Origin of the sequence: Streptomyces sp. NPDC101225, from assembly GCF_044767585.1 — a bacterium.
Taxonomy (GTDB): domain Bacteria; phylum Actinomycetota; class Actinomycetes; order Streptomycetales; family Streptomycetaceae; genus Streptomyces.
Window position 1 is genome coordinate 144,352 of sequence record NZ_JBIWOE010000013.1, and the last position, 26,312, is coordinate 170,663.

General features: G+C 72.3%; 21 protein-coding genes and 1 pseudogene. 12 read left to right on the forward strand and 10 right to left on the reverse strand.

What is annotated here, in order from left to right; translation table 11 throughout:
• Positions 1 to 240 precede the first annotated feature (240 nt).
• From ACIRPX_RS20450 to ACIRPX_RS20470, 5 genes are all read right to left on the reverse strand, one after another.
• Complete coding sequence (locus ACIRPX_RS20450; RefSeq protein WP_399139673.1) at positions 241 to 609, reverse strand: hypothetical protein; 369 nt, start codon at positions 607 to 609, stop codon at positions 241 to 243.
• Between the two features lie 302 nt (positions 610 to 911).
• Complete coding sequence (locus ACIRPX_RS20455) at positions 912 to 1,835, reverse strand: MurR/RpiR family transcriptional regulator (RefSeq protein WP_404196258.1); 924 nt, start codon at positions 1,833 to 1,835, stop codon at positions 912 to 914.
• A 77-nt stretch (positions 1,836 to 1,912) separates the two neighbouring features.
• Complete coding sequence (locus tag ACIRPX_RS20460; RefSeq protein ID WP_404196261.1) at positions 1,913 to 3,607, reverse strand: ArnT family glycosyltransferase; 1,695 nt, start codon at positions 3,605 to 3,607, stop codon at positions 1,913 to 1,915.
• A 93-nt stretch (positions 3,608 to 3,700) separates the two neighbouring features.
• Positions 3,701 to 5,626 (reverse strand): phosphatase PAP2 family protein, encoded by a 1,926-nt coding sequence (locus ACIRPX_RS20465; protein WP_404196264.1) that lies wholly within the window; start codon positions 5,624 to 5,626, stop codon positions 3,701 to 3,703.
• A 197-nt stretch (positions 5,627 to 5,823) separates the two neighbouring features.
• A complete protein-coding gene (locus tag ACIRPX_RS20470; protein ID WP_404196267.1) occupies positions 5,824 to 6,723 on the reverse strand; it encodes an N-acetylglucosamine kinase in 900 nt (299 codons plus the stop codon).
• Between the two features lie 242 nt (positions 6,724 to 6,965).
• On the opposite strand from ACIRPX_RS20470, the gene ACIRPX_RS20475 reads away from it, so the two are divergent.
• From ACIRPX_RS20475 to ACIRPX_RS20500, 6 genes are all read left to right on the forward strand, one after another.
• The gene (locus ACIRPX_RS20475; RefSeq protein ID WP_404196270.1) at positions 6,966 to 8,099 is read left to right on the forward strand and encodes an ROK family transcriptional regulator; all 1,134 of its coding nucleotides are present in this window, start codon (positions 6,966 to 6,968) and stop codon (positions 8,097 to 8,099) included.
• Between the two features lie 276 nt (positions 8,100 to 8,375).
• Positions 8,376 to 9,707 (forward strand): ABC transporter substrate-binding protein, encoded by a 1,332-nt coding sequence (locus tag ACIRPX_RS20480; protein WP_404196272.1) that lies wholly within the window; start codon positions 8,376 to 8,378, stop codon positions 9,705 to 9,707.
• Between the two features lie 118 nt (positions 9,708 to 9,825).
• A complete protein-coding gene (locus tag ACIRPX_RS20485) occupies positions 9,826 to 10,737 on the forward strand; it encodes a carbohydrate ABC transporter permease (protein ID WP_404196275.1) in 912 nt (303 codons plus the stop codon).
• Positions 10,734 to 11,636 carry a carbohydrate ABC transporter permease gene (locus tag ACIRPX_RS20490; protein ID WP_404196277.1) on the forward strand — a complete coding sequence of 301 codons (903 nt, stop codon included), beginning with the start codon at positions 10,734 to 10,736 and terminating at the stop codon, positions 11,634 to 11,636. The genes ACIRPX_RS20485 and ACIRPX_RS20490 overlap by 4 nt, the downstream gene beginning before the upstream one ends.
• Positions 11,637 to 11,638: 2 nt before the next feature.
• On the forward strand, positions 11,639 to 13,354 hold the full coding sequence (locus tag ACIRPX_RS20495) for a hypothetical protein (RefSeq protein WP_404196280.1): 1,716 nt from the start codon (positions 11,639 to 11,641) through the stop codon (positions 13,352 to 13,354).
• Positions 13,355 to 13,360: 6 nt separating this feature from the next.
• Entirely contained in the window at positions 13,361 to 15,193 is a 1,833-nt protein-coding gene (locus tag ACIRPX_RS20500) for a hypothetical protein (protein WP_404196283.1), read from the forward strand.
• On the opposite strand, the gene ACIRPX_RS20505 is transcribed toward ACIRPX_RS20500, so the two are convergent.
• Positions 15,183 to 15,836 (reverse strand): nucleoside/nucleotide kinase family protein, encoded by a 654-nt coding sequence (locus tag ACIRPX_RS20505; RefSeq protein ID WP_404196286.1) that lies wholly within the window; start codon positions 15,834 to 15,836, stop codon positions 15,183 to 15,185. The two genes, ACIRPX_RS20500 and ACIRPX_RS20505, sit on opposite strands and share 11 nt — an antisense overlap.
• Positions 15,837 to 15,939: 103 nt before the next feature.
• On the opposite strand from ACIRPX_RS20505, the gene ACIRPX_RS20510 reads away from it, so the two are divergent.
• The 4 genes and pseudogenes from ACIRPX_RS20510 to ACIRPX_RS20525 form a co-directional block, all read left to right on the forward strand.
• Complete coding sequence (locus ACIRPX_RS20510) at positions 15,940 to 16,335, forward strand: YybH family protein (RefSeq protein WP_404196288.1); 396 nt, start codon at positions 15,940 to 15,942, stop codon at positions 16,333 to 16,335.
• 56 nt (positions 16,336 to 16,391) lie between these two features.
• Positions 16,392 to 17,132 (forward strand): beta-phosphoglucomutase family hydrolase, encoded by a 741-nt coding sequence (locus tag ACIRPX_RS20515; protein ID WP_404196291.1) that lies wholly within the window; start codon positions 16,392 to 16,394, stop codon positions 17,130 to 17,132.
• On the forward strand, positions 17,129 to 19,471 hold the full coding sequence (locus tag ACIRPX_RS20520; RefSeq protein WP_404196293.1) for a glycoside hydrolase family 65 protein: 2,343 nt from the start codon (positions 17,129 to 17,131) through the stop codon (positions 19,469 to 19,471). Before ACIRPX_RS20515 ends, ACIRPX_RS20520 begins: the two co-directional genes overlap by 4 nt.
• 80 nt (positions 19,472 to 19,551) lie before the next feature.
• Positions 19,552 to 19,916 (forward strand): annotated as a pseudogene (locus tag ACIRPX_RS20525) (hypothetical protein); the annotation flags it as partial.
• Here the strand turns inward: ACIRPX_RS20525 and ACIRPX_RS20530 are convergent.
• Both ACIRPX_RS20530 and ACIRPX_RS20535 read right to left on the reverse strand, forming a co-directional pair.
• Positions 19,879 to 20,838 (reverse strand): hypothetical protein, encoded by a 960-nt coding sequence (locus ACIRPX_RS20530; protein ID WP_404196296.1) that lies wholly within the window; start codon positions 20,836 to 20,838, stop codon positions 19,879 to 19,881. The pseudogene ACIRPX_RS20525 and the gene ACIRPX_RS20530 overlap by 38 nt on opposite strands.
• An 11-nt stretch (positions 20,839 to 20,849) precedes the next feature.
• The gene (locus ACIRPX_RS20535; RefSeq protein ID WP_404196298.1) at positions 20,850 to 22,322 is read right to left on the reverse strand and encodes an APC family permease; all 1,473 of its coding nucleotides are present in this window, start codon (positions 22,320 to 22,322) and stop codon (positions 20,850 to 20,852) included.
• 332 nt (positions 22,323 to 22,654) lie between these two features.
• Between ACIRPX_RS20535 and ACIRPX_RS20540 the strand changes: the two genes are divergently transcribed.
• Positions 22,655 to 23,158, forward strand: a complete 504-nt coding sequence (locus ACIRPX_RS20540) for a DUF5709 domain-containing protein (protein WP_404196301.1) — start codon at positions 22,655 to 22,657, stop codon at positions 23,156 to 23,158.
• A gap of 21 nt (positions 23,159 to 23,179) precedes the next feature.
• Here the strand turns inward: ACIRPX_RS20540 and sthA are convergent, their stop codons facing one another.
• Complete coding sequence (gene sthA, locus ACIRPX_RS20545; RefSeq protein ID WP_404196303.1) at positions 23,180 to 24,583, reverse strand: Si-specific NAD(P)(+) transhydrogenase; 1,404 nt, start codon at positions 24,581 to 24,583, stop codon at positions 23,180 to 23,182.
• Between the two features lie 160 nt (positions 24,584 to 24,743).
• Here sthA and ACIRPX_RS20550 point away from each other — a divergent pair, with 160 nt between their 5' ends.
• Positions 24,744 to 25,874, forward strand: coding sequence for a sulfite oxidase (locus ACIRPX_RS20550; protein WP_404196305.1), 1,131 nt, complete (start codon positions 24,744 to 24,746; stop codon positions 25,872 to 25,874).
• Positions 25,875 to 25,927: 53 nt separating this feature from the next.
• Here ACIRPX_RS20550 and ACIRPX_RS20555 read toward each other — a convergent pair whose 3' ends face one another.
• On the reverse strand, positions 25,928 to 26,137 hold the full coding sequence (locus ACIRPX_RS20555; RefSeq protein ID WP_404196307.1) for a hypothetical protein: 210 nt from the start codon (positions 26,135 to 26,137) through the stop codon (positions 25,928 to 25,930).
• Positions 26,138 to 26,312 lie beyond the last annotated feature (175 nt).

The following is a 26,312-nucleotide window of genomic DNA, read 5'->3' on the forward strand; positions in this document are numbered from 1 at the left end:
TGGGCTCCGTCTCACCCGGAACAGGAAGGCCGCGGACCTGGCGGCCGGCGTCCGTCGCGGAAGCCGGGCACCGCGTGGTGGCGGTGCCCGCCCCGGGACGCGGGCGGGCGATGGCCGCGGCACACCTGCCGGACGAGCACGCCGGCGGCGGCCGGTGGGCCGCCGCGCTGCCGGGTGGTGCTCACGGCCATCGCGTGGGCCACGTGTGACACGGATCGCGCGTCGTGGCAGGAGGTGCCGTCAGCGCCCGGAGTCGATCAGGGCCTGGCTGACCGCGCGCACGCTGCGCGCGATGTGCTGGAGCTGCATGACCTCGGCCGCGTACAGCTTGATCGTGTGCTCGATGACCGACTCCTGCAGGCCGAGCGCCGGCAGGTCGGCACGCGCGGTCTGCAGGGCGGTGCGGGCGACGCGTATCTCCTGCTGCACCTGGATGTGCGCATGGCGGGCGAGCAGCACGGGATGGCGGATCAGGGCCGGGTAGCTGCCGTAGCGCGCGGGCACCAGTTCGCGCAGCCACTTGGCCGCCGAGCGCTCCCAGTCGTAGGAACCGGGCTGCTTGACCTGGCACGGCCAGTCCGGGCTGATGCGCGTAGTCGTCAGTTGCATGATCGTCGCTTCCGGTCTGCGGCGTCGGAAGGGTGGTCCGACAAGGGCGGGCGGCCCCGGCCTAGGGGATGACCGGGACCGCCAAGGGCCTCGCACGGACGAGGCCCGCCCGGACACCTCGAGCGCCGACGCGGGTAGGAGACGGCGGCTCCGGGGGTGTCCGGGGTGACGCCTGAGCAGTATTTATATATGCCGTCCGCTTTGCAAGACGCATGAAAACATTCATGCGCGATATGTGGTGAAAGGTCCCTTTGTCATGCGTGAAAGCCGGAGTGAGTGGTGTTGCTCCTGGCCGCGGCGGCTCAGTCGCGCAGGAAGAACTGGTGCTGCTCGGAGATCTGCTCGTACTCCTCCAGGCGTGCCTGGGTGCGCTCGGGGTCGGCGTCGGTCATGGCCTGCAGCAGCGCGGAGGAGATCACGCCGGGCGCCGCGTAGGTGTCGAAGACCAGCCGGGAACCGGTGCCGGTGGCGAAGACCACCTCCGCCTCGGCGGCGACCGGGCCGAGCGCCAGATCGGTGACCAGGGCGATCCGCAGTCCGGCACTGCGCGCGACCCGCACCGCGGTGAGGGTCTCCTGGGCGTGCCGGGGCATCGAGAACGCCAGCACCCACGTGCCGCCCGCCTCACGCGACTGCAGCAGCGCGTCGTAGGCGACGCTGCCGCCGCGTGTCACCAGCCGCACGTCCGGGTGGATACGGCGCGCCGCGTACGCGAAGTACTCCGCGAGCGCGGCCGAGATGCGCAGCCCGAGAACGGTCAGCGGGGTGGAGGCCGACAGCTTGCGGCCCAGATCGATGACCTGGTCCGGATCGGCGAAGTCACGCCGCAGGTTCTCCAGGTTCTCGATCTCCGCGTCGACCGCCGCCTGGAGCTCGTTGCTGACGTTCTCCTCCGTCGCGCCGGGGCCGCCGGCCAGGGTCCCGAGGGCGATCGACTGCAGCTTCTCGCGCAGCGCCGGGTAGCCGCTGAAGCCGACCGCGGCCGCGAAGCGCGTCACCGAGGGCTGGCTCACGCCGACGCGTTCGGCGAGGTCGGTGATCGACAGGAAGGCCGCCTCGGTGATGTGCTCGATCAGGTACTGCGCGATACGCCGCTGGCCGGGGGAGAGCCGGGGCCGGTCGAAGAGCGTCCGGAGCTGGGAGGCCGGGGCGGCCTCGACCTCGGGTGCGGTCTTGCCCGAGGTGATGGCGGATGCCTGTGCGCGTGCCTGCTGCGGCGATGGCACCGGTGCGCCTCCTTTGTCTCCCACAGTGCTTCAACATAGCTCACGCACCGTCGTGACCAGGGGTTGTAGCGCACCTCTCACCGCCGGTAGACGGTGATCGAGTACCCCACCTCGTCGACCGCGTGGCTGCTGTGGATCAACGTGGCGAGCCGGCCCCGCGCCTTGGCCGCCGCCGAGTCCGACACGACGAGCAGCCCGTGGACCTGACGCGGCGCCACCTTACGCGGGTCGCGGGCGGCGATGCCGTAGTACGACGGCACGCCACTGCCCTTGTAGACGAGCCAGACCCGCTCGCCGCGGTACCGCTCGTGCAGCCGGTCCGCGAGGCGGCCCAGGTCCTGGCCCCAGTCCACGTTGGAGTCGTGCAGCCGCAGATGCGTGCGGGCCGGACCGCCGAACGCCTCGTTGGAGTACGGCAGATAGTAGGGAAACGTGCGCAGCGAGCTGACCGCGACGAACAGCACCAGTGCCGTGGTCACGAGCGGCGCCCACCGCCACCGGACCGTCAGGACGCAGCCCGCGGCCACCGCGAGGAACATCGGCACGAAGACGGCGTACCGCGTCCCGAAGTCCCGCGCCCCGGTCATGGCGGCGGCCAGCAGCACGGCGGCGGGCAGCAGCACATAGGGCGCCGCGGGCCGCAGCCGCCGTACCGCCACCATCACGACGGCACCGGCGATCCACAGGGCGAGCATGCCCAGCGGTGTCTTCACCAGCAGGGCGGCCGGCAGGTAGTACCAGCGGGAGCCGGTGTAGAGGTGGCCGAAGAGGAAGCCCTGCCACGGGTAGTCCTCCAGCCCGAACTGGATGCGCATACCGTCCCGGTAGGACGCCGGCAGCGGCATCAGCCGCACGAGCAGGCCCTTCAGGCCGTGCACCGCGGGCGCCGGCCGGCCGGGCGCCGGGCGCAGCCGCGGATCGACGGCCAGATACGAGATCCATACGACGGCGACGGCCACGGCGCCGGTGACGAGCGCGGCTCCCGCGGACCGCGTCAGCCGCCTTGGCCGGTCCCCGGAACCCGCGCGCCACATCGACCAGGCGGCCAGCGCCATCAGGACCGGGACCACCGGGAGCACGTTCATCTTCGTGGCCAGCGCCGCGCCGAGGGCGACGCCGCCCAGCGGCACGTACAGCCGGGGCCCGCGCCGCGCCCGCCACAGCAGCCACGCCGACGTCAGCGCGAACCCGGCCGCCGGCACGTCCAGCGTCGCCAGCGAGCCGTGCGCGATGACGTCGGGGGAGAGGGCGTACAGCGCGAGCGCCGCCGATCCGGCCGCCCGGCCCGCCAGTTCACTTGCGAAGGCGAGGACGACGAGCCCGAACAGCAGGGTCAGCACGATCATCGGCAGCCGGGCCCAGAACATCAGCCGCCAGGGATCGTTCCCGGACTCGTACAGCAGATGGCGGCCGAACTCGCTCTGGTCGCCCTGGTACGCCGTGTCGACGTGCGGGGCGGCGATCGCCACCCCGGCCGCGACGATCAGCTTGCCGAGCGGCGGATGTTCGGGGTTGAAGCGCACGCGGTGCTCGTGCAGGTAGTCCGCGGCCGTGGCGACGTAGATGGGCTCGTCGATCGTCGGCGTCTGCTGCAGGGCGGTGGTGACCATCGCCGCCGCCATCTGACCGAGCAGCACGACCGCCAGCAGCGGCAGCAGCCACCGCCTGCCCGGCCGGCGCGACGTCCGGGCGGCCGTCGCCCGTCCCGGCGGGTGCGCCGCGTCGTCGCGGGTGCCCGGTGCGAGGACCGAGTGCTGTTCGTGCGCCATCATCCGCCCCGCGGTGACACCGGCCGCGAGGGGGCGGGGGTGGTCCGGGCCCGTCCCATGGGCCCTACTCTCGCACCAGCGCCCGCCCCCCGTGCGTCACCGCTCCAGGAGTCGTACCGACAGACCTTCCGTCGTGTAGACGGGTACGGCCCGCAGCCGCTCGGAGTTCAGCTCGACGCGGTCGAACGATCCGCGCAGCCGAGGGGCCCGCAGCACGCGCACCGTGCTGCCCGCGGCGGGCGGCCTGCGGTCGTCGAGCCGCAGCGACAGCACGCTGCCGGAGCCCAGCAGCGCGCGCCGCGTCACCTCCAGAGCGGGCTCGTGGCCCGGGCGCAGGGACAGCTCCAGCGTGCCGGACTCCTGGGCGTACACGCCGTGCACCCGCAGCGGCCGCCGCGCCCGCAGCGTGCCGCCGGTCACCCGCACGTCGCCGTGGCCCAGCGCCTCGCACGAGGCGGCCACCAGCGTGCCGTCCGCCACGACGGTGCCGCCGGTGTACGTGTTGCGGCCGGTCAGGGTGAGCGTGCCGGTGCCCCGCTTGGTGAGCCCGCCGGCGCCGTCGATGTCGTTGCGCCAGCTGTCGGCCGCGTGGAAGCCGCCCGCCGCCGCGTCCAGCGTCACGCTCACGTCGGAGTCGAAGGCGCCGTAACCGTCCGCGGCGGCGAACAGGTCGAGCCGTCCCCACTGCTCGAAACCGTCGAGCAGCACGTACCCCGAGGGCAGCGCGGTCGTGCGCAGCACCTCGCGGCGCCGCTCCGCGTCCAGGTACGGCAGCCGCGTCTCCAGCAGCGCCTCCGCGCCCTTCGGCACGGTCAGCGGCAGGCTGCGGCCCCGGCGGGTGAGGACGTAGGTCAGGTGCGGCGCGACCGCGCGGGCGTTGGCGTCCCGGTCCGCGTAGGGGTCGTCCGGGTCCGAGTGGGCGTGGGCGAGGAGGCTGTCGGCGGTGGTCCCGGTCCGCGTGGTGAAGTACTCCAGTGCCTGGGCGCGGGCCGCCGCCTTGAGGGCGGCGTTGGCCGGGTCGGCCAGGGTGGCGGCGGCGAGGGCGGTGGCCATGATGCGGCCGCCGAGGACGTCGACCGTGGAGTGCATGCCCGCCACGATCCGGGTGTGGCTGAGTTCGAAGGCCCGCGTCACCAGCTCCTGGAACCGCTCGGGCACGGCGTACGCGTAGGCCAGGCAGGCCAGGTGGAAGGCGTTGGTGTGGCCGCTGGGGAAGCCGCCGTCGTCGGCCGGGCTCGTACTGCGCTGGCGCAGCAGCTGCGGGGCGACGGCCACCTTCGAGTCGTACACGGGAAAGCCGAGCGCGTCCGTGCGGCCCGTGTCGACGACCTCGCTGTCCTCGTTCATGCGCCAGGGACGCGGGTACTGGTAGGCGTACTTGGACGGATTGCCGGAGGCGTACGGGCCACGCACCGTGTCGACCAGTTCGGCCACCCTGCCGAGGGCGGAGTCGTGCGATCCGGCGCCGAGCGCGGAGCCGGCCGGGGCATCGGCGGGCACGGCGTCGTCGATCTTGGTGGGCGGCGTGCCGTCGGGGGCGACGGTGATCGAGGTGACGGCCTTGGCGCCCGCCCGGTAGAGCCCGGCCAGCGGGCCCAGGCCCGCGATCATCGCGTAGCTCTGGTGCTGGCGGTCGTAGAGGAAGGCCTCCTTCGCCTGCGCGTCCGTGCGCGCACCCGTGACGCGGGCGCAGTAGCGCATGTTGGCGCGCAGCACCTCGGGCCGCAGCGGCGTGCCGGTGTTCCAGGCGCCGCCGGTCTTCCAGACCTGGGCGAAGCCGCCGAGGGCGCGCACGACGGCATTGGTCTCGGGCGTGGTGTTCGCCGCGACGTTGGTCCGGTAGTCGTCGACGAACGCGGCCGGCGCCGTGGCGGCCTTGGCGTCCGCCGCGGCCGACCATGTGACGAAGGTGGGCGCGGCCAGCACGCCGGCCGAGGCGCCCAGGGAGGTCTTCAGGAATCCCCGTCGGCCGACGGCGGGTCGACGGGCCGGGGAGGAGCCGTGTCCGGCTGATGACGGCATGCGAGTGCCTCTCTTGGGTTCTGCGGCCCTGCGGCCGGCAGGAGGAGCGGGCGGAGAGGGCGCGCGGGACGCCCGGGAGGAGCGGACCGGGCGGGTCCCGTGAACCCGTTGAGCGAAGATCTACGGCCGGGCCCTGGCCCGTCGGCGAGAGGCCGGGGACCGGGACGTGGCGGGTGCGTGAACGCGGGCCGGCCGGTTCACAGGAGAGAGCGGGCCAGCGCCACGGCCCCCTCGACCGGAGGCACACGCAGCGGCTGCGGGCGTGCTCCCGGTACGGCCGCGGCGAGCGAGGCCACGAAGGCGTCGTACAGCGGGGGCTGGGCGAGGATCGTGCTGCCCGCGACCACCACGTCGTCCGCCGCGATACCCCGTTCCGCGAGCTGCCGCACCAGACCGGCCAGCGAGCGGCCGGCCGCGGCGATCACCGCGTGGGCGAGCGGTGAGCCCGCCTCGGCGGCCGCGAACACGGCCGGCGCGTGCCGGCCCCAGTCCGCGGAGACGTCGGCGGCGCTCTCCAACGCGGCGCCGAGCGCCGGTACTTCGGGGACGCCGACGGAGGCGAGCAGAGCCCGGGCGAGAGCGCCGGGCGCCTCCCCGCGGTCGTGCGCCGCCCATGCCGCCCGAGCGGCCTCGCGGACGAGTCCGGCCGCACCGCCCTCGTCGCCGAGCACCGCGCCCCAGCCGCCGACCTGGACGGGATCGCCGTCCGCCGGTCGGCCCACCGCCACGGATCCGGTGCCCGCGACCAGACCGACGCCCTTGGCCAGGCCTGCGGCGGGCACGAGCAGTTCGGCGTCGCCGACGACCGACGCGGGCACGTCGAGGTGGGGTCGCAGCTCCGTACGGATGCGGGCGCACTGGCGTGGTGTCTCGCAGGCGTGGCCGCCCACGCTGACCGCGGACGGGTGCGCGCCCGCGGGCAGCGCCCCGGCGACCAGCGCGGCCAGCCGGCCGGCCGCGGCCACCGGGTCGTGGGGCCGCCAGCCGCTGCTCGACGTCACCTGGTCGGCGACGCGGCGGGAACCGGCGTAGGCACGCAGATGTGTCTTGGTGCCACCCACGTCGATGCCGACCACGAGGGGCGTGGAGTCCTGCACGGAACCTCTTTCGTCGTTGCGCTGCACTGCACTTGCGTTGCACTGCGACGGCGGGCGAACCGTGCCTGGAACAAGGGGAGTCGGGGAACTAGTGAAGCCCCGGGACGGGCCTCTGACGGACACGGCAGGCGAGTACCGTGAAGTTCGTTAGGAAGTTAACTAACGAAGTACAGTGCGTCAAGAGGTGTCGCGCACTCGATCACCGAGCGGCCCTGACCTGTGGGAGAACTGTGATACACGACGTGGCGCAAGCCCCCCGCCTGACCGAGAGCGCGAGCGCCGTGTTCGCGGTGCTCGCCGAGGCGGGCAGTGCGACCCGGCCGCAGCTCGCGAGCCTGGCGGGTCTGTCCAAGCCGACCGTGTCCTCCGCCGTCGCCGAACTGGAGGGCGCCCGGCTCGCCGCCCACTTTGGCACCGCCTCCGGCACCACGGGCCGGTCCGCCGCCGTCTACGGTCTCGGCCCGGCCGCCGGCGCCGTGCTCGCCGTCGACCTCGGGCCCGCCGTGACCCGGGTGCGTGGCTGCGCCCTGGACGGCACCCTGCTCGCCGAGGCCGCAGGTACCCGGCCCGAGGCCCCCGACGTGGTGCGCGAGGCGCTGGCCGCGCTGCCCGAGGGGGCCCCGCTGCGCACCGTCGTCGTCGCCGTCGGCGATGTCACCGCGCGCGGCAAGGAGGGCTTCGGCGTGCGTCCCGCGACGGCCAAGGCCGGTCCGGTCTTCGACGCCATGGCCGTCGCGCTGCCGCCGGGTGTGCCGGTCCACCTGGAGAACAACGTCAACTGCGCCGCGCTCGCCGAACTCCACGAAGGCGCCGCCCGTGGCCGGCGCACCTTCGGCTATCTGCGCATCGGCGTCGGCATCGGTCTCGGCATCGTGGTCGGCGGGCAGGTGCTGCGCGGGGCCAACGGAGCCGCGGGTGAGCTGGCCCGGCTGCCCTATCCCTGGGACGAGGGCCGCGAACCGCGCCACGAGGCGATCGAGGAATACATCGGCGCACGCTCGCTCCTGCGGCGGGCGGCGGACGCCTGGCGCCACGAGGACGGGCCCTGCCCCCGCACCGCCGAGCAGCTTTTCGCGCTCGCCGGCGAGGGCCGCGAGAGCGCCCGCGCGGTGCTCGGGCGGCACGCCGCGGAAGTGGGCCGGCTCGCCGCCGCGGTGACCGCGGTACTGGATCCGGGGCTGATCGTCCTGGGCGGCAGCACTGCCGCCGACCCGCAGATTCTTCCCGGCGTGCGGGCCGAGCTCGCCCGGCTGAGCTGGCCCACCGAAGTGGTCAGCAGCACCGTCGGTGACCTCGGCACGGTCGTCGGTGCCGCCCGGCTCGCGGTCGCCCGCGGAGTCCAAACCGTGACCCAGACCGCGCGGGCGAAGGATTGACGGCCTCCGACTCGGTCTGCCAATGTCCGGACAAGCGCTTTCTAAGCCGGTCGGGACATCGGCTTGGGCCGGCGTCCCGTCCGTACGCGACGTACGGCCGCCGCACGAGGGTGAGCTTGTGCGGCGACGGCCCCCAGGGCCGGGGACCCCGCCCTTCGAGGAGCGATGCGGCCGGGCGAGGCCGCGCCCCCCGGAAAGCGAAATTTCCTGCAAAATGCACCCGTGCCGCCTTGGTCGGCGCCGTGCTCCGTCCCCGATGACGAAATGGGATCGAAGATGATCAGTATGGGTGTGCGGCGCTCCCGCCGACTCGGCCGCGGCGGCATACGCCGCGTGGTTCCCCTCGCCGCCGTGGCGACGGCAGGTGCCCTTCTGCTCTCCGCCTGCGGCGGGTCGGGGGCCGGCTCGGGCGGAAACTCCAAGTCGCTGACGTTCTGGATCTCCACCGTTCCGGGACAGGACGCGGGCTGGAAGAAGCTGGTGGCGCAGTACAAGAAGGAGACCGGCGTCAAGGTCAAGCTCGTCAACATCCCCTACGACGGCTACCCGACGAAGCTGCACAACGCCGCGCAGGCGAACTCGCTGCCCGACGTGGCGGACGTGCCCGCGCTGGACCCGATCTGGTCGAACAAGCTGATCGACCTCAGCTCCATCGCCGGCGACAAGAGCAACAACATCAACGCCAACTTCCTCGCCAAGGACTCCTCCGGGAAGGTGCTGTCCATCCCGTCGGACGTCACCGCGTCCGGCCTGTTCATCAACGAGACGCTGTTCAAGAAGGCCGGCGTCTCCTTCCCGGCCTCGCCCCAGAAGACCTGGACCTGGACCGAGTTCGTCAAGGCGGCGGACAAGGTCCGGGAGAAGACCGGCGCCAAGTACTCGCTGACGTTCGACCAGTCGCCGTCCCGGCTCCGCGCCATGGTGTACGAGATGGGCGGCCAGTACGTCCACGCGGACTCCTCCGGCACGTTCTCGGTGGACGCCGCGACCAAGAAGGCCGTCAGCACCTTCGTCGGATGGAACGACGACAAGACCATGCCGAAGTCGGTCTGGACCAGCGGCGCCGACCCGTCGGCCATGTTCCAGAGCGGTGACGTGGTCGCCTACTGGTCCGGCGTGTGGCAGGTTCCCGCCTTCGCGGAGAGCATCAAGAAGTTCGACTGGGCGAGCGTCCCGACCCCCGCCCAGCCGGTGCAGGCCAGCGACGTCAACAGCGGCGGCATGATGGTCGGGTTCAACAACAACGGCGCCGCGGCCACCGCCGCGCAGAAGTTCCTGTCCTGGGTCTACGAGCCGGCCCACTACCAGGAGCTGTGCGAGGCGTCCGGGTTCCTGCCCGTCGAGAGCGGCCTGAACCCGAAGTACCCCTTCACCTCCGAGGCGGCGCAGGCGGCGTTCAAGCTCTACAACGAGGAGATCCCGCTCTACGCGCCGATCTCCGGCTACTTCAACACCGCGCAGACGAACTGGGTGCTGAAGGGCAAGAGCCTCACCACCGACCCGACCAAGACGGAGCTCGGCAAGGCGATCAACGGCCAGCAGTCGGTCGGCAAGGCCCTGGACAACATCGTGGCCGGCTACAACCAGCAGGTCGGCGGCGGATCGTAGGCCACCGGGCCGGGCGGCGGGGTCGAGACAGACCGCCGCCCGGCCGCGGCCCTCCGCGTGACGCCGGCCTCACCGCCGGGCCCGCAGCAATCCATTCCACCAGCACGGAGTCAGGAAGATGACAAAACGCGCCTCGGACGTGTCCGCGAGCCCGCCCAGGAGACGCAGCAGCCACACCCTCGCGCCGCTCGTCCTCATCGCGGCCAATGCCGTGCTCTTCGCGCTGTTCTTCGTCTGGCCGGCGGTGATCGGGCTCGCCTACTCCTTCACGAACTACACGGGTGTGGGCGCGTTCCAGTTCGTCGGACTCTCCAACTACCACGACCTGATCGGCGACTCCTCGTTCTACGACGCGCTGACCCGGACGCTGCTCTACACCGTCCTGTTCGTGCCGCTGAACTTCGTGCTCTCGCTGCTCATCGCCAACGTCCTGGTGAGCAAGCACGCCAAGGGCACGTCGGTCGCCCGCATCGTCTTCTTCGTCCCGTGGCTGCTGTCACCCATCGTGGTGGGCGTCCTGTGGCGGTGGCTGTTCGGGGAGAACTTCGGACTGGTCAACTACGTCATCGAGAAGCTCGGCGGGCACGCCGTTCCGTGGCAGTCGAACGCGAACCTGTCGCTGCTGGTGGTGGTGATGGCGGCATCCTGGGCCTGGACGGGCTTCTCGATGCTGCTGTTCATCGCGGCGATCAAGAACGTGCCGGTGTCCTACTACGAGGCGGCCTCGCTCGACGGCGCCGGTCCGTGGCGCCAGTTCATCAGCATCACGCTGCCGAGCATCGCGCCCACCTCGTTCATCGTCATCCTGCTCAACACGATCAACGCGATGAAGGAATACCCGCTGTTCGTCTCCCTCAACAACGGCGGACCCGGCACGTCGAACAACCTACTTGTCCAGTACATCTATCAGACCGGCTTCAACCGGGGCCAGATCGGCTACGCGAGCGCCGCGTCGTTCGTGCTCATGCTCGTCCTGATGGCCGTCGCGGTCATCCAGCTGATCGTCAACCGGCGGGTGGAGAACCGATGACAACCACAGACATGCCGCGCCGGGTCGACGCCGCCCCCGGACAGACCGCCTCCCGAAAGCGGCATCGCGGCGCGGGCGGCGGCGGCCTGCGGCGGGCGGTACCCGCGACGACCCTGCTGTGGATCCTGGCCTGCCTCTACGGGCTGCCGGTGCTGTGGTTCATCCTCAGCTCCCTCAAGCCGGCCGGGGACCTGTTCTCGTATCCGCTGACGCTGGTCCCGCACCACCCGACCCTGTCGGGGTACCTGACGGCGTGGCGCAGCGCCAACTTCTCCCAGTACTTCATCAACACGACCATCGTGTGCGTGATCACGACGGTCCTCACGGTGGGAGCCAGCTGCTGCACCGGATACGCCCTGGCCAAGTACGACAACAGATGGCTCAAGGTGTTCTTCGTCTGCATCCTGGCCACCACGATGCTGCCGTCCGAGGTGATGCTCGCCCCGGAGTTCCTGGTGGTCCGCAACCTCGGCCTCTACAACTCCTTCGGCGGCATCATCCTCCCGGCCGTGCTCACCGCGACCGGATGCTTCATGTTCCGCCAGTTCTTCCTGACCGTCCCCGACGAACTCCTGGAGGCCGCGCGCATCGACGGCGCCCGCGAACTGTCGATCTTCCTGCGGATCATGGTGCCGCTGTCCCGGCCCATCATGCTGACCCTCGCCATCCTGTCCTTCCAGTGGCGCTGGAACGACTACATCTGGCCGCTCCTGATGCTCAACGACCCCAGCAAGTTCACCGTGCAGATCGGCATCCAGAGCATCGTCGGCGCACAGAACATCAACTGGTCCGTCCTGCTGGGCGCATCGGTCATCTCCATGATTCCCCTGATCGTCATCTTCCTGGTCTTCCAGCGCTACGTCATGGGCGCCGACATCAACGCCGGACTGAAGGACTGACCGTGCCCACCCCGCTCGACCACGAGTTCGTCCGCGCGGCGGCCCGCGCCGCCGACCGGCCGGCCGCCCCGCTGGCGGCCCACCCCGCCGAGGAACCCGCCGGCGTGACCCACCGCGTGCTGGCACGCCGGGTGAAGACCCTGATCGCGGCGTACCGTTCCACGGACTCGGCCCTGCACGGCAGCGGGCGGGCCGTCGCGGCCGCGACGACCCATCTGCGCGCCCTGCGGTCCGCGCAGACCGCCACCGGCCTCTTCGCCGGCGGAGACAACGTGCAGTCACCGCCGGATTCCGCCTTCACCGTCAACGACGTCTGCGACGCGCACGTCCTGGCCGACGGCGCGGGGCCGGCACTGCGCGACGTCACCTCCGCGCTGGCCGAGATCGCCGGCGCCGCCACCGGCGGGCTTCTGACCGGCGGGGTGCACACACCGAACCACCGCTGGGAGCTGTGCGCGGCGCTGGCCCGGCTGCACCGGTCCTTCCCCGACGGCCGGCTGCTCGACCGCGTGCAGGAATGGCTCGCCGAGGGAATCGACATCGACACGGAGGGCCTGTACTCGGAACGGAGCGCCAACTACGCGGCCCACGTGACCAACCCGTCGCTGCTCCTGCTGTCCGACGTGCTCGGCCGCGCCGACCTGCTGGACGCCGTCGAACGCAACCTCACCACCACCCTGGACCTCATCAGGCCGGACGGCACGGTGGAGACCGTCCACTCGCGGCGCCAGGACCAGCACCACCCCTTCCCGCTGGCGCCCTACCTGCCGCACTACCGGCTGCTCGCGATCCGCACCGGACGGGGCGACTTCGGCCGGGCGGCACGGCAGGCGGCCGCCGGCGGCATCGACGACCCCGGCCTGCTCGCCGAGACCCTCCTCACCCCGGACCTGTGCCGCACCCTGCCGACCCCCGCCGCGCCGGCACGTCCGCGCGACCGGTACCTCACCACCGCGGGCCTGGCCGCACGCGCCTCCGCCACCGCGCACACGGTGGTGTACGGCGGCTCCGACGTGCCCCGGCACCGGCGTATCCGCTCCGGCCTCGCCTGCAATCCCACCTTCCTGCGGCTGTTCGCCGGCGCCGCCGTCCTCGACGCGGTCCGGCTCTCGCGGGCGTTCTTCGACATGGGCCCCTTCCGCGCCGCCGACATGCAGCGGCTCACCGGCACCCGCTACCGGCTCACCGAAACCCTCACGACCGCCTACTACCAGCCGCTGCCGCCGGAGCGGCGACGGGGCGACGGCGCCTACCGCATGGCGGACGAGGGACGGTTCTCGGCCGCGATGGCCTTCGCGGACCGGCCACGCGACGAGATCTCCCACACCACCCGCGTCGACGTGGACCTGAGGGAGGACGGTGCCGACCTGCGGATCGACATCGGCGGACCACGCGTGCCCTGGGCCCTCGAACTGACCTTCCGGCCGGGCGGCGTGCCGGAGGGTGCCGAGCCGCTGGGCGACGGACGCTGGTGCCTGACCACCGGGCCGATGACCTACCGCGCAGGTGACGACGAGATCCGGGTCGAGGCCGACGTGCAGGCGGGCGAACCGCTCGCCGGGCCGGACCGCGGCGACCTCCTGCGGTACGACCCGGGGCAGGACCACACCGTGGTGGGCGGCACCGACGCGACGGCCGGGCACCGCCTCTACCTCGGCGGGTACGGCCCGCAGACACTGACCGTCGCCCTGCACGCCGCCTCGCACGGGAAGGGCTGAGACCACGTGCACCTCCTCCACCAGCGCGGCCCGCTGCACGACCTGCCGGACACCCCGGAGGCGTACGACGCCGTCCTCGCCGACGTCGTCGAGCAGGCCCTGGCCCGGCTCACGCCGGAGGGCAGCCTCGAACACCCCGACTGCGTCGACGACGTCGGCGACACCTCGCTCGGCATCACCTCCCTGCTCGCGCTGGCCTGGCAGCGCGGCAGGGACCCGCGGCTGCCCGAGGCGGTACGCCGCAGCCTCGCCTTCCATCTGCGCGAGCGGGTCTACGTCCGGGACAACCCCGGCTACCCGAATCTGAGGGTCCGCAACTCCGGTCTGCCCCACGCCCGTTACGTCCTCGCACCCGGCGCGCACCCCATCGGCGACTGGCCCAGCACGGTCTGGGCGCTGCTCCAGGCCGTCACCATCCTGGACATCGCCGAGGGCCTGGTCGACGACGCGCAGCGGGCCGCGTTGCTGGAGGTGGCACGGGGCTACTGGCGCTGGCTGACCGAGGCCACCTTCTTCAACCCGCAGGAGGCCGGCAACCAGGCCATCGGCTGCGTCGTCGGCGGCCTCATGCTGGCCCGCCGTCTCCCGCGGCAGGACGGCGAGTCGGTCCGCTCCCGGGCACTCGGTCTCTACCGCGAGAAGATCCGTGCCCACCGGGTGCCCGACCGCGGCGCCCTGCTGCCCCCGGAGCACCGCGGCGCCTACGACAACAACTACGGCCCGATCTCGCTCTCCTTCCTCGCCCAGGCCCACCGGGTCAGCGGCGAGGAGATGTTCGCCGAGGACGGCGACACGCTCGCCCGCTACCTCGACGCCCGCCTCACGAACGGCGGCTTCGACCACGGCGGTCCCCGCTACAGCGAGCAGCACTCCGGCTTCGAATCGGTCCTCGGGCTGCGCTACTTCGGCCACCGCATCGGCGCCGACCTCGGCCGCTACCGCGGCGACACCCGCTGGGCACGCCACGCGGCCAGGCCCGACGGCGGGGCCGACGGCCACTTCGCCTGGATGCTCGTCTGGCAGATCCAGGACCCCACACGCTGGCACCGCACCCCCTCCGCCGTGCCCGCACGCCACCAACTGCGGTCGGGAACCGTCTCGGTGGCCTTCGACGACCGTATGACGCCCTCCGTCGTCGAGGCCGCCGGCACCTACTACCTGCCCGCGGCCGTCAACCGCCAGCACGGCTTCGGCCCCGTGCTCGACGGGTTCGTGTTCTGCCGCCCCATGGGCGAGGTCCGGGTGCGCGACCTGCGCTCCGAAGGACTGGCGGCGAAACTGGTGACGAAGCCGGTGGTCGGCCGTGACCACGTCCTGCGGCAGGTGCGCTCCCTCTACGTCACCGACGGCACGAGCCTGTGGACGACGGTCGCCGTCGAACGGCTGCCCGGAGTGCCGTACCTGCTCGCCGGGCTGCCGTACGCGGCCGACGACGGCGACCGGGTGCGCCGGACGGCCGACGGCACGGTGGCCTCGGCGGGCGCCCTGCGGCTGACCCACCCCGCGGCGCGGGGCGCCGAGCACTTCGACGCCCGTGCCGAACTCACCCAGGAACAGGCGGCGTTCGCGCTCGCCGCCGATCCACGCGGCTACGGCGACCCCGACGAGGGCTGGCGCCACCTGGTCAGCTCCACCGCCCTGGAGGCGGGACCGATCGCGGACGCGCCGGACGATCTGCACGTGTTCGCCGTGCGCTACGGCACGCACGGGCCGTTCACGCTGTCCGTGGACCGGGCGGGCGAGCACCTCACCTTCCGCAGCACCGCCTTCACCGCGGTGATCGGGGACGGCGACGAGCGGGGGGAGCCGGAGCTGACCCTGCGCCCGGTCAGTGGGTGAGCGCCAGGTCGCCCATCGGCACCACGAGGTCCGCCCGCTCCCGGGCCGCCGCCACCAGTTCGGCGTTGCGCCGGTCGCTGCGCATCACCCAGGCGACCGCCTCCGCGTGCCCCTTGCCGAACCGCTCGTGCCGGGCGATCAGCCGCCGCAGCCGCTCCTGCTCGTCCAGGTCGCAGAACCACACCTCGTCCAGCCGGCCGCGCACCCGCGGCCACACGCCCGACGCGAGCAGCAGGTAGTTCCCCTCCGTCACCACCAGACGGGCCGAGGGAGGCACCGGGACCGCCCCGGCGATCGGCTGCTCCAGCACCCTCTCGAAGCCGGGCGCGTACACCACGTCGCCGGACTCGTCCTCGCGCAGCCGCTGGAGCAGCGCCGCGTACCCGGCCGCGTCGAAGGTGTCGGGCGCGCCCTTGCGGTCCCGGCGGCCGAGCCGCTCCAGCTCGACGTCGGCGAGGTGGAAGCCGTCCATCGGGACGTGCGCGACCCACGGCAGGCCGCTCCCGTTCAGCGCGCGCACCAGGTTCTCGGCGAGCGTGGTCTTGCCCGCACCCGGGCTGCCGGCGATGCCGAGGACCACGCGCCGCCCGTCGCGGGGCCAGGAGCGGGCACGGGCGAGGAGATCGTCGAAAGTCAGCGGCACAGGGCAGAGTGTGTCACCCGGCCCGTTGACCGATGAACCACGGGGCCGCGGGGAGTCGTCCCTGTACGGGGGAGACGTCCCCGGTGAGGGAAGGAGCGGTGCCGTGCCCGACGACGCAGCACAGATCCGCGCACTGGTCGAGAGGTGGGCCGAAGCCGTCCACCGCGGTGACCTCGACGCGGTCCTCGCCGACCACGCCGAGGACATCGTGATGTACGACGTCCCGCCGCCGCACGAGGGGCTGTACGGCCTCGCCGCCTACCGTGCGACCTGGCCGCCGTTCTTCCGGTGGCAGGCCCAGGGCGCCTGCTTCGACATCGAGACCCTGGACGTCACCGCCGGCACCGACGTCGCCTACGCGCACGCCCTGCTGCGCTGCGGGACGCCCGAGGAACTGGCCGAACGCCCCACCCTGCGGCTGCGGCTGACCCTCGGTCTGCGCAAGGAGCGAAACCGCTGGCTGGTGGCCCACGAGCACCACTCGTTCCCGCACGACTGACCCGTGTGGCGGGCGTCACGATGTTGAACGACCTGCGGGCGGGGAACCGGTCCGGTATGACGCAGCTCGGTCTCCCTGAATCCATCCAGGCCTGCCTCTTCGACCTCGACGGGGTCGTGACCCGGACGGCCGTCGTGCACGCGGCCGCCTGGAAGGAGACGTTCGACGCCTTCCTGCGTGAGCGCGACGGCGAGAACTTCCGGCCCTTCGACTCCGCCGCCGACTACGACGAGTACGTCGACGGGCGCCCCCGCGCGGACGGCGTGCGCACCTTCCTCGCCTCCCGCGGCATCGAGTTGCCCGAGGGCAGCCCCGACGACCCGCCGGACGCGGCGACGGTCAACGGCATCGGCAACCGCAAGAACGCCCTCGTCCTGAAGAAGATCCGCACCGACGGCGTCGAGGCGTACGAGGGCACCATGCGCTACATCGCGGCCGTACGGGAACAGGGACTGCGCACCGCGATCGTCTCCTCCAGCGCCAACACCCGGGACGTGCTCCGCTCGATCGACGCGGAGCGGCTCTTCGACGTCCGCATCGACGGCGTGGTGGCCGCCGAGCGGGGGCTGCCGGGCAAGCCGCACCCCGACACCTTCCTCGCGGCCGCACGGGACCTCGGCGTCGAACCGTCCCGGGCCGCCGTCTTCGAGGACGCCCTGGCGGGCATGGACGCGGGCCGCTCCGGACGCTTCGGCTACGTCGTCGGCCTCGACCGGGTCGGCCAGGCCGACGCCCTGTACGCGCACGGTGCCGACGTCGTCGTGAAGGACCTGGACGAGCTGGGAGGCCGCGCGTGATCACCCACCTGTCGTACACCGTCGAGCCGTGGGCGGTGCGCGAGACCCGGCTCGACCTGGACGTCCTCGCACAGAGCGAGTCGGTCTTCGCGCTCTCCAACGGCCACATCGGCTGGCGCGGCAACCTCGACGAAGGGGAACCGCACGGCCTGCCCGGCTCCTACCTGAGCGGCGTCCACGAGCTGCACCCGCTGCCCTACGCGGAGGCCGGCTACGGCTACCCCGAGTCCGGCCAGACCGTCATCAACGTCACCAACGGCAAGCTCCTGCGGCTGCTCGTCGACGACGAGCCCTTCGACCTGCGTTACGGCCGGCTCGTCTCCCACGAGCGGGTGCTCGACCTGCGGCGGGGCGTGCTGGAACGGACCTGTGAATGGACCTCGCCCGCCGGGTCCACGGTCCGGGTGCGCTCCACCCGCATGGTCTCGCTCACCCAGCGGGCCATCGCCGCCGTCGCCTACGAGGTGGAGGCCGTCGACAGCCGTTCCCGGGTGGTGATCCAGTCGGAACTGGTCGCCAACGAGAGCCTGCCCGGATCGGACGGCGACCCGCGCGCGGCCCAGGTGCTGGCGTCTCCGCTGGAGGCCGAGGAGGACGTCGCCGTCGGCCACCGGCTGCGCCTGGTGCACCGCACGCGGCAGAGCGGGCTGCGCGTGGCGGTGGCCGCCGACCACCGGGTCACCGGCCCGGACCGCACCACGACCAGCAGCGAGAGCAACGTGGACACGGCCCGGCTGACGGTCACCTCGGTGCTGGAGCCCGGTGAGACCCTGCGCGTGGAGAAGATGGTCGCCCACGGCTGGTCCGCCGCCCGCTCACGGCCCGCGATGAGCGACCAGGTCGAAGCGGCCCTGGCGGCGGCCGGACACAGCGGCTGGGACGGCCTCCTGGAGGACCAGCGCGCCTACCTCGACGACTTCTGGGCGCGTGCGGACGTCCAGGTCGACGGCGACGAGGAGATCCAGCAGGCCGTCCGCTTCGCCCTCTTCCACGTCCTTCAGGCCGGCGCCCGCGCCGAGCAGCGGGCGATCCCCGCGAAGGGCCTGACCGGCTCCGGCTACGACGGCCACGCCTTCTGGGACACCGAGACGTTCGTGCTGCCCCTGCTCACCTACACCGCGCCCGCGGCGGTCTCCGAGGCGCTGCGCTGGCGGCACAGAACCCTGGACGCCGCCCGGGACCGCGCGGCCCAGCTCGGGCTGAGCGGCGCCGCGTTCCCCTGGCGCACCATCGAGGGCCAGGAGGGCTCGGCGTACTGGCCGGCCGGCACCGCGGCCTTCCACGTCAACGCCGCCGTGGCCCACGCCGTCATGCGCTACACGGCGGCCACCGGTGACATGCACTTCGAGCGCGAGGCGGGTGTCGAACTGCTGGTGGAGACGGCCCGGCTGTGGCGCTCGCTCGGCCATCACGACCACGCGGGCGTCTTCCACATCGACGGCGTCACCGGTCCGGACGAGTACAGCGCGATCGCCGACGACAACACGTACACCAACCTCATGGCCCGCGCGAACCTGGTGGCCGCGGCCGACGTCTGCGAACGCCACCCGGAGCAGGCGGCGCGGCTCGGTGTCGACGACGAGGAGAGCGCGGCCTGGCGGGATGCCGCCGAGGCGATGCACATCCCGTACAACGAGGAGCTCGGCGTGCACGAGCAGCACGCCGGCTTCACCCGCTACCAGCGCTGGGACTTCGCGGGCACCGGCCCGGACCACTACCCGCTGATGCTGCACTACCCGTACTTCGACCTCTACCGCAAGCAGGTGATCAAGCAGGCCGACCTGGTGCTCGCGATGTACACCTGCGGCGACTACTTCGACGACGAGCACATCGCCCGCAACTTCGCCTACTACGAACCCCTCACCGTCCGGGACTCCTCCCTCTCGGCGTGCGTCCAGGCCGTGATCGCCGCCCAGGCCGGCCATCTGCGCCTCGCCTACGACTACACGGCCGAGGCCGCGCTGATGGACCTGGCGGACCTGGAGCACAACACCCGCGACGGGCTGCACATCGCGTCGCTGGCCGGCACCTGGATGGCACTGGTCGCGGGCTTCGGCGGGCTGCGCCGCGACGGCGACTCGCTGTGCTTCGCGCCGCGCCTGCCGGAGAAGTTCAGCAGGCTCGCCTTCTCGCTGCAGGTCCTCGACCGCCGGTTGCGCGTGGAGATCGGTCCGGACAAGGCCACGTACACCCTGCTGTCCGGAGCACCGCTGACGATCCGCCACCACGGCGACCCGCTGACGCTGCGCCGCGACGACCCGGCCGTGCGCGCGGTCCCGCGGCCGGCGGCCGGACCGCCCCCCGCGCAGCCTCCGTACCGCACCCCCAACGCCCGCTGACCCGAACGCCCCCGCCACCGGCGGGGGCGTTTCCCGCGGCTCCGCTTCAGGTAGGACTCCCGTTGTCGGTTCGAGGCGGAGGGGGAGCGGCGGCGAGCGACTCGGACGGCCGCTTCCCGCACGGCACCACCGTGCTGGCGCCGGCCTACCGCGACGGCGTGCCGATCTCCGGCGACCGCCGCGCCACCATGGGCCATCCGGCAGAACCCCGGCCAGGCCATGCAGGGCCTCGCCGTCGTACCGCTCCTGACCGGCTACGACGCGTCGGCCCCGGAGGGGGACAGGGGCCGCATCTCCGGCGGGCGGGCCGGACATCAGCCGCCGTATCTTCCCGGTCGTGTCCGTGATCACCGAGGACGGCTTCGAGCGGCTGCCCGAGCCGGGGACGGAGGAACCGACCCGGGAGATCACCGGCGCAACTTCAGCTGCTTGCGCCATCTCATGATCTGCTGCTGCGGATCTCCCGTGTACGACCAGGGAGTTCGGGTGGCCCGTCGGCCCAGCATCCGCAGCAGCGGACCCGCGACGTCCGGGACACCGCCCAGACAGGCGGCGTGCGCCAGGTGGTTGAGGTCGCGCAGTTCGCCGGGCGCGATGCCGTTGTGCGTTCCGCCCATGATCCAGCGCTGCCAGGTCCGGCGCAGGTCGCTGACGGCGCCGTCGTGGCTCCAGTGCTGCCCGAGGCCCACCGCGGAGCGGCCGCCGTGCGCCGTGTCGAGGGCGTAGCGGTACTCCTCCACCCGTGCGTACTGCACCAGCACCGGCAGCGCGCAGCCCGGTGGTGCCACACCGGCCGCGTCGCGGGCGAAGTCGTACATCAGGCCGTGGGTGCCGTGCCAGCGGGCCGAGTAGTAGTGCAGGACCTGGAGATGCCCCTCCACGCTGTACGGGTCGCGCTGGTGCAACTCGTCCCACCAGCGGGCCAGTTCCTGCCGCCGCACCCCCGCCGGGTACAGCCGGGACACCGAGATCAGCGAGATCCACGGGGTCGGGTCGTCCAGGTAGGACTCCGTGGCCAGCAGACACGCCGTCACCGCCGTGTCGATGCGCTGCGGGTCGATCGGCATCCCCCGGCCCGCGGCGATGGCCAGGTTGAACGCGCGTGCCGTCTCGGTCGCCGCGCGCAGCACCAGCGCGTCGCCGCTGCGGGGTTCGGCCGCGAGCCACGACTCCACCGTCGAACTGCCCGCGCAGGCCTGGGCGAGCAGACGGACCCGGTGGCCGCGGGCGAGCCAGCTGGGGCCGGTGACCCGCAGCAGGTCACGCAGCCCCTGCCAGCGTCCGATCACGATGTCGTGGCAGGCGTCGGTGAGGGCCGTGTCCCCGCAGTCCGGGTCGAAGTCGGGAGCGAATCTGTCGCGTGCCATCGGGGCCTCCCTCAGAAGTCGGTGGAGAGACCTTCGTGGACACGCGCGTTCGGCACCGTCAGATCGTCGGGCACGTACACGGCCGCGACGGTCCTCGTGGCGTCCAGCCGGGCGGGCCGGTAGTAGTCGCTGCCCTGTTTCCAGTACCAGAGCATCGGGACCAGGCCGACGGCCAGGCCGCCGATGCCGATGACGATCGCCGCCGGGGCGAGCTCGCTCAGCGACTCGACGAAGATCCAGAACATGAACGCGGCGCCGAACAGCGGCCACAGCCCGCCGAGCAGGAAGTCGGCCGGCGACCTCAGCAGCATCTTGCGGTAGGCGACGACCACCGCGAGTCCCGCGAGGCCGTAGTAGACGGCGATCTGGAGGCCGATCGCCGAGATGGCGTCGGAGAGGATGTCGCCCACCGAGCCCAGGGCGTTGGAGGCGATGAACATCGCCAGTGCCACCCCGCCGACCACCGTGATCGCCACCCACGGGGTGTTCCAGGTGCGGTGCACGCGGCCCAGCGCGGAGGGCATCGTCCGGTCGCGGCCCATCGCGAACAGCGAGCGTGTGACCTGGATGAGGGTGGTCTCCAGGGTGGCGATGGTCGACAGCATCACGGCCACGATCAGCAGCTTGCCGCCCCAGCCGGGCCAGATCTCCCCGCCGAGCGCGCCCAGCACGTTGGCGTCGTTCTCCTCGATCTGCCGCGAGCTGAGGATGACGTTCACCGCGATGGTGAACACCTCGAACAGCAGGAAGACGATGCCCACTCCGATCAGGCCGGCGAGTCCGGTCGTACGACGGCTGTCGCGGGTCTCCTCGCTGAGGTTGCTGGTGACGTCCCAGCCCCAGTAGTAGAAGGCGGCGACGAGGGCGCCCGACGCGAAGCCCGCCACCCCGTGGAAGTGGCCGAAGCCGAGCCAGGACCAGTCGAAGGTGTCGGCGTTGCCGGTGTGGAACAGCGCGAGCACCGCGAACAGCGCCAGCAGGGTGAGCTCGACGCCGGACATCAGGAACTGGGCGCGTACGGTCAGGCGGGCACCGCCCAGCACGACCAGCAGCATGAGGAGGAACCAGGCGGCGCCGACCACCGTCGACAGCGCGGTGTCGTCGGCGAGGCCCTCGTCGTAGAGGGAGAGGGTCATCGCGCCGGCCGGCAGCGAGCCGGCCACCATGAAGATCGTCGCCGAGATCACCAGGGCCCAGCCGCTGATGAAGCCGAGGAAGGGGTGGAGCGTACGTCCCACCCAGGAGTAACTGGCGCCCGCGTTCACGTCGATCCGGCCGAGGTAGCTGAAGGCGAGCGCGATACCCAGCATGGGTATCGCGCAGTACGGGAGTGCGGCCGGCCCGGCCAGGCCCACCGCGCCGACGAGGACGGCCGTGGTGGCGGCGATGGAGTAGGCCGGCGCACTGCCGGCGACGGCCATCACCACGGTGTCGAACATACCGAGGGCATTGGCCTGCAGCCCTCTGCCCCTGATGTTGCTCATGTGCGCTGCTTTCCGTCTTGCACGGCGTCAGGGACGGCGGCGGCCCGGACGACGTAGGGAGTGGGGGGTTGAACCCGCCCCGGGCGCACGAGGGTTGGCCTCGGGCCAGGGGCGGAGAACGGCATGATGGAACCCGCACGACCGGTGCGTTGCCGGGCAGTCACAGCGTGTGTGCGAGTGATGATAGCCCTCCACTCAGCGCGTACAAGATTGACCAGGGGGTAATCTCCGGGGCCGTCCGGGACGGCCCGTGGTTGGACCGCGCGCAACGGGAAACGCGGATCGGGACGCCGTACGAGAAGGCGTCGGCCGAGCGCGCGAAGGAGACAGTCATGGGCAGTGAGGGCACGCGTCCGGAGCCGATGGCCGACGACGCCTACCAGCCCACCGGAACCAACGAGGAGCAGGCGGACGCGGCGCCGCTCGACCTGGAGGACGCCCTCGACGAACGCGGGTACGACGACGTCCTCGACGAGGGCTACTCGCCGCCGGAGAAGCCGCTCGGTGTCACCAGGTACGGCATCACGGCCGCCGAACAGCACGACGGGGAGCCCCTCGACGTACGGCTCGCCCAGGAGGTCCCGGACGTGGCGCCGCCGCCGGGCGACGGGATCGGCGACCTGCCCCGCGGCGAGGGCGAACCCGTCGACCCCCAGGCCGGTACGGAGCGCGCGGGCCGCCTCGTCGCCCCGGACGAGGGCGCCCACCCCGGCACCACGTCGGAGGCGGTCGCCTCCGACGTGGGCATCGACGCCGGGGCCGCGGGCGCCGAAGAGGCGGCCGTCCATGTCATCGCGGACGACCCGCAGCCGCCCGACGCCGGGCGGGACGGCTGACGTGGGCGCCGGGCGCGGGCGTCAGTCCCCGATGCGGTCGATCTGCCGGAGCTTGTTGGTGGCGTCCAGGGCGGCGACCTTGTAGGACTCCGCCAGCGTCGGGTAGTTGAAGACCGCGTCGACGAGATAGTCGACCGTGCCGCCGCAGCCCATCACGGTCTGCCCGATGTGGATCAGCTCGGTGGCGCCCGAGCCGAAGCAGTGCACGCCCAGCAGCCTGCGGTCGTCGGGGGAGACCAGCAGCTTCAGCATGCCGTGCGAGTCGCCGACGATCTGGCCGCGCGCGAGTTCGCGGTAGCGGGAGATGCCCACCTCGAACGGCACGCTCTCCTCGGTGAGTTGATCCTCGGTGCGGCCGACGAAGCTGATCTCCGGGATGGTGTAGATGCCGATGGGCTGCAGGTCCTGCATCCGGCCGACCGGCTCGCCGCAGGCGTGGTAGGCCGCCGTCCGGCCCTGCTCCATCGACGTCGCCGCCAGCGCGGGGAAGCCGATCACGTCACCGACCGCGTAGATGTGCGGGACCTCGGTGCGGTAGTCCTCGTCGACGGTGATCCGGCCGCGCTTGTCTGCCCTCAACCCGGCCTTCTCCAGGTCGAGTTCGTCGGTCAGGCCCTGCCGGCCCGCCGAGTACATCACGGCGTCGGCCGGTATCTTCTTGCCGCTCTCCAGAACGGTGAGCGTGCCGCGCGCATGCCGCTCCACCGCCGCGACGGTCTCCCCGAACCGGAAGGTCACGGCGAGGTCCCGCAGGTGGTACTTGAGCGACTCGATGATCTCGACGTCGCACATGTCGAGCATCCCGGCGCGCCTCTCGACCACCGTCACCTTGCTGCCCAGCGCCGCGAACATGGAGGCGTACTCCATGCCGATCACACCCGCGCCGACGATGACCATGGAGCGCGGGACGCGTTCGAGCGCGAGGACGTTGTCGGAGTCCATGATCGTGCTGCCGTCGAACTCGACGCTGTCCGGCCGTGCCGGGCGGGTGCCGGTGGCGATGACGACGTTCGCCGCGCTCAGCATCCGTTCGTGGCCGGTGATCTCGCGCAGGGCGACCGTGTGGGGGTCGACGAAGCGGCCGGTGCCGGCGAACAGGGAGACGTGGTTGCGGGAGAGCTGGCTGCGGATGACGTCGACCTCGCGGCTGACCACGTGCTGGGTGCGCGCGGTCAGGTCGGCGACGGTGATGTCCTCCTTCAGCCGGTAGCTCTGCCCGTACAGATCGCGCTGGGTGAGACCGGTCAGGTACAGCACCGCCTCGCGCAGGGTCTTGGAGGGGATGGTTCCGGTATGGATGGAGACCCCGCCGACCATGTCGGGGCGGTCGACCACGGCGACCCGGCGGCCGAGTTTGGCCGCGGCGATGGCGGCCTTCTGGCCACCCGGGCCGGATCCGATCACAAGCATGTCGAAGTCGGGCACCTCCGGAGTCTGCCAGCCGACGGCCCGTCTCGAAAGGGTGAACGGGCAACTGCCGGGCGATGATCGGAATCTTCTTGATCGAACTCACCTCGGCCGGGCAGGAGTTGCGCCCGCCGGCCGAGAAGGTGCCGGCGCCGCCGCCGGGGGCGATAATGCGGCCATGGGCCATCGACTCGCCGACACGAGCGCCCCCGCCCGGCTGGCCGCCCCCGACGAGGGCATCGGCCGGGACGAACTGGCGCTGGCCACCCGCAACCACGGCATCCCGCTCGAGGCGCTGCGCTACGACGTCACCCCGCCGGGACTGCACTACGTACTGACGCACTACGACATGCCGTACGTGCCCGAGGACGCGCCCTGGACGCTGAGCGTCGGGGGCCTGGTCCGCCGTCCGCTGCACCTGGACCTGGCCGCGCTGCGGTCGTATCCCCAGGTGACCACCCGGGTGACGCTGGAATGCGCGGGCAACGGCCGGGCCCTGCTCACGCCCCGCCCGGTGAGCCAGCCGTGGCTGGTCGAGGCCGTCGGCACCGCGGACTGGACCGGCGTCCCGCTGCGGCTGCTGCTCGCCGAGGCCGGCGTGGACGCGGACGCCGTCGACGTGGTCTTCACCGGCGCCGACCACGGCGTGGAACGCGGCGTCGAACAGGACTACCAGCGGTCCCTGCCGCTGGACGTGGCGACGGGCACCGAACCCGAGGTACTGGTGGCGTTCGCCATGAACGGCGCCCCGCTGCCGCCCCAGCACGGCCACCCGCTGCGGCTGGTGGTGCCCGGCTGGTACGGCATGGCCCATGTGAAGTGGCTGCGCGAAGTCACCGTCACCGGCACACGGTTCACGGGATTCCAGCAGACGGTGGCCTACCGCCTGCGGCAGGACCCCGCGGACGAGGGCGAGCCGGTCACCCGGATCGCGCCGCGCGCCCTCGTGGTCCCGCCCGGCTTCCCGGACTTCATGTCGCGGGCCCGGGTGGTGCGGCCCGGACCGGTGCCGCTGGAAGGGCGGGCCTGGTCGGGGCGGGCGCCCGTGACCCGGGTCGAGGTGAGCACGGACGCGGGGCGCAGCTGGCACGAGGCGGAGCTCGCGCCGGACGGCGGGCGGCGCTGGGCGTGGCGCCACTGGCGGTTCGCGTGGACGGCGGTCCCCGGCGAGCACGTGCTGAGCGCGCGGGCCACCGACACCGAAGGCCACACCCAGCCGCTGGACCAGCAGTGGAACCGCGGCGGTTTCGCCAACAACCTCGTCCAGCGGGTGCCCGTGCTGTGCCTGGAGCCCGGCGCCACGGAGTGAACCGGCGCCGGGCCGCGAGGGAGACGAGAAGGCTAGGGGGTGTCAGACACCCGCTAGGGCAGGGTCTTCTCGAGGGCGGCGGGGCCTTCCGCCGCCAGCTTGCGCCTGGCCCACTCGAGGCTGCGCGGGCTGATGTCCCTGCCGGTGGCAAGAACGAGGTCCTCCGGCGACACATCGGTGCCGGTGCGGGTGTGGAGCAGGTCGTCCGGGGTGGCGCGGTCCTCGGACGGCCCGGACGCGTCGGGCTCTGGCGTCGGCTTCATCTCTGCTCCTCGGGTCCGGAACGCTTCTGCTAACACCATTCAACGCCCGGGCGCCGAGTGCATCCGGAAGAGGGTTCCCGGTCCGAGATGCCGGGGCGAACAGCCGGGCGTCTAATGAGAGGACGGTCCGCCCGGATCCAGCGAGCGGCAGAGGGAACGTCGAGAGGGCAGCGAC

Excerpts from the sequence above, each read along its gene's own strand:
- ACIRPX_RS20450 (WP_399139673.1), bottom strand. The coding sequence starts at position 609 with ATGCAACTGACGACTACGCGCATCAGCCCGGACTGGCCGTGCCAGGTC.
- ACIRPX_RS20460 (WP_404196261.1), bottom strand. The coding sequence starts at position 3,607 with ATGATGGCGCACGAACAGCACTCGGTCCTCGCACCGGGCACCCGCGAC.
- ACIRPX_RS20465 (WP_404196264.1), bottom strand. The coding sequence starts at position 5,626 with ATGCCGTCATCAGCCGGACACGGCTCCTCCCCGGCCCGTCGACCCGCC.
- ACIRPX_RS20480 (WP_404196272.1), top strand. The coding sequence starts at position 8,376 with ATGATCAGTATGGGTGTGCGGCGCTCCCGCCGACTCGGCCGCGGCGGC.
- ACIRPX_RS20485 (WP_404196275.1), top strand. The coding sequence starts at position 9,826 with ATGACAAAACGCGCCTCGGACGTGTCCGCGAGCCCGCCCAGGAGACGC.
- ACIRPX_RS20490 (WP_404196277.1), top strand. The coding sequence starts at position 10,734 with ATGACAACCACAGACATGCCGCGCCGGGTCGACGCCGCCCCCGGACAG.
- ACIRPX_RS20515 (WP_404196291.1), top strand. The coding sequence starts at position 16,392 with ATGACGCAGCTCGGTCTCCCTGAATCCATCCAGGCCTGCCTCTTCGAC.
- ACIRPX_RS20530 (WP_404196296.1), bottom strand. The coding sequence starts at position 20,838 with ATGGCACGCGACAGATTCGCTCCCGACTTCGACCCGGACTGCGGGGAC.
- ACIRPX_RS20535 (WP_404196298.1), bottom strand. The coding sequence starts at position 22,322 with ATGAGCAACATCAGGGGCAGAGGGCTGCAGGCCAATGCCCTCGGTATG.
- ACIRPX_RS20540 (WP_404196301.1), top strand. The coding sequence starts at position 22,655 with ATGGGCAGTGAGGGCACGCGTCCGGAGCCGATGGCCGACGACGCCTAC.
- ACIRPX_RS20550 (WP_404196305.1), top strand. The coding sequence starts at position 24,744 with ATGGGCCATCGACTCGCCGACACGAGCGCCCCCGCCCGGCTGGCCGCC.
- ACIRPX_RS20555 (WP_404196307.1), bottom strand. The coding sequence starts at position 26,137 with ATGAAGCCGACGCCAGAGCCCGACGCGTCCGGGCCGTCCGAGGACCGC.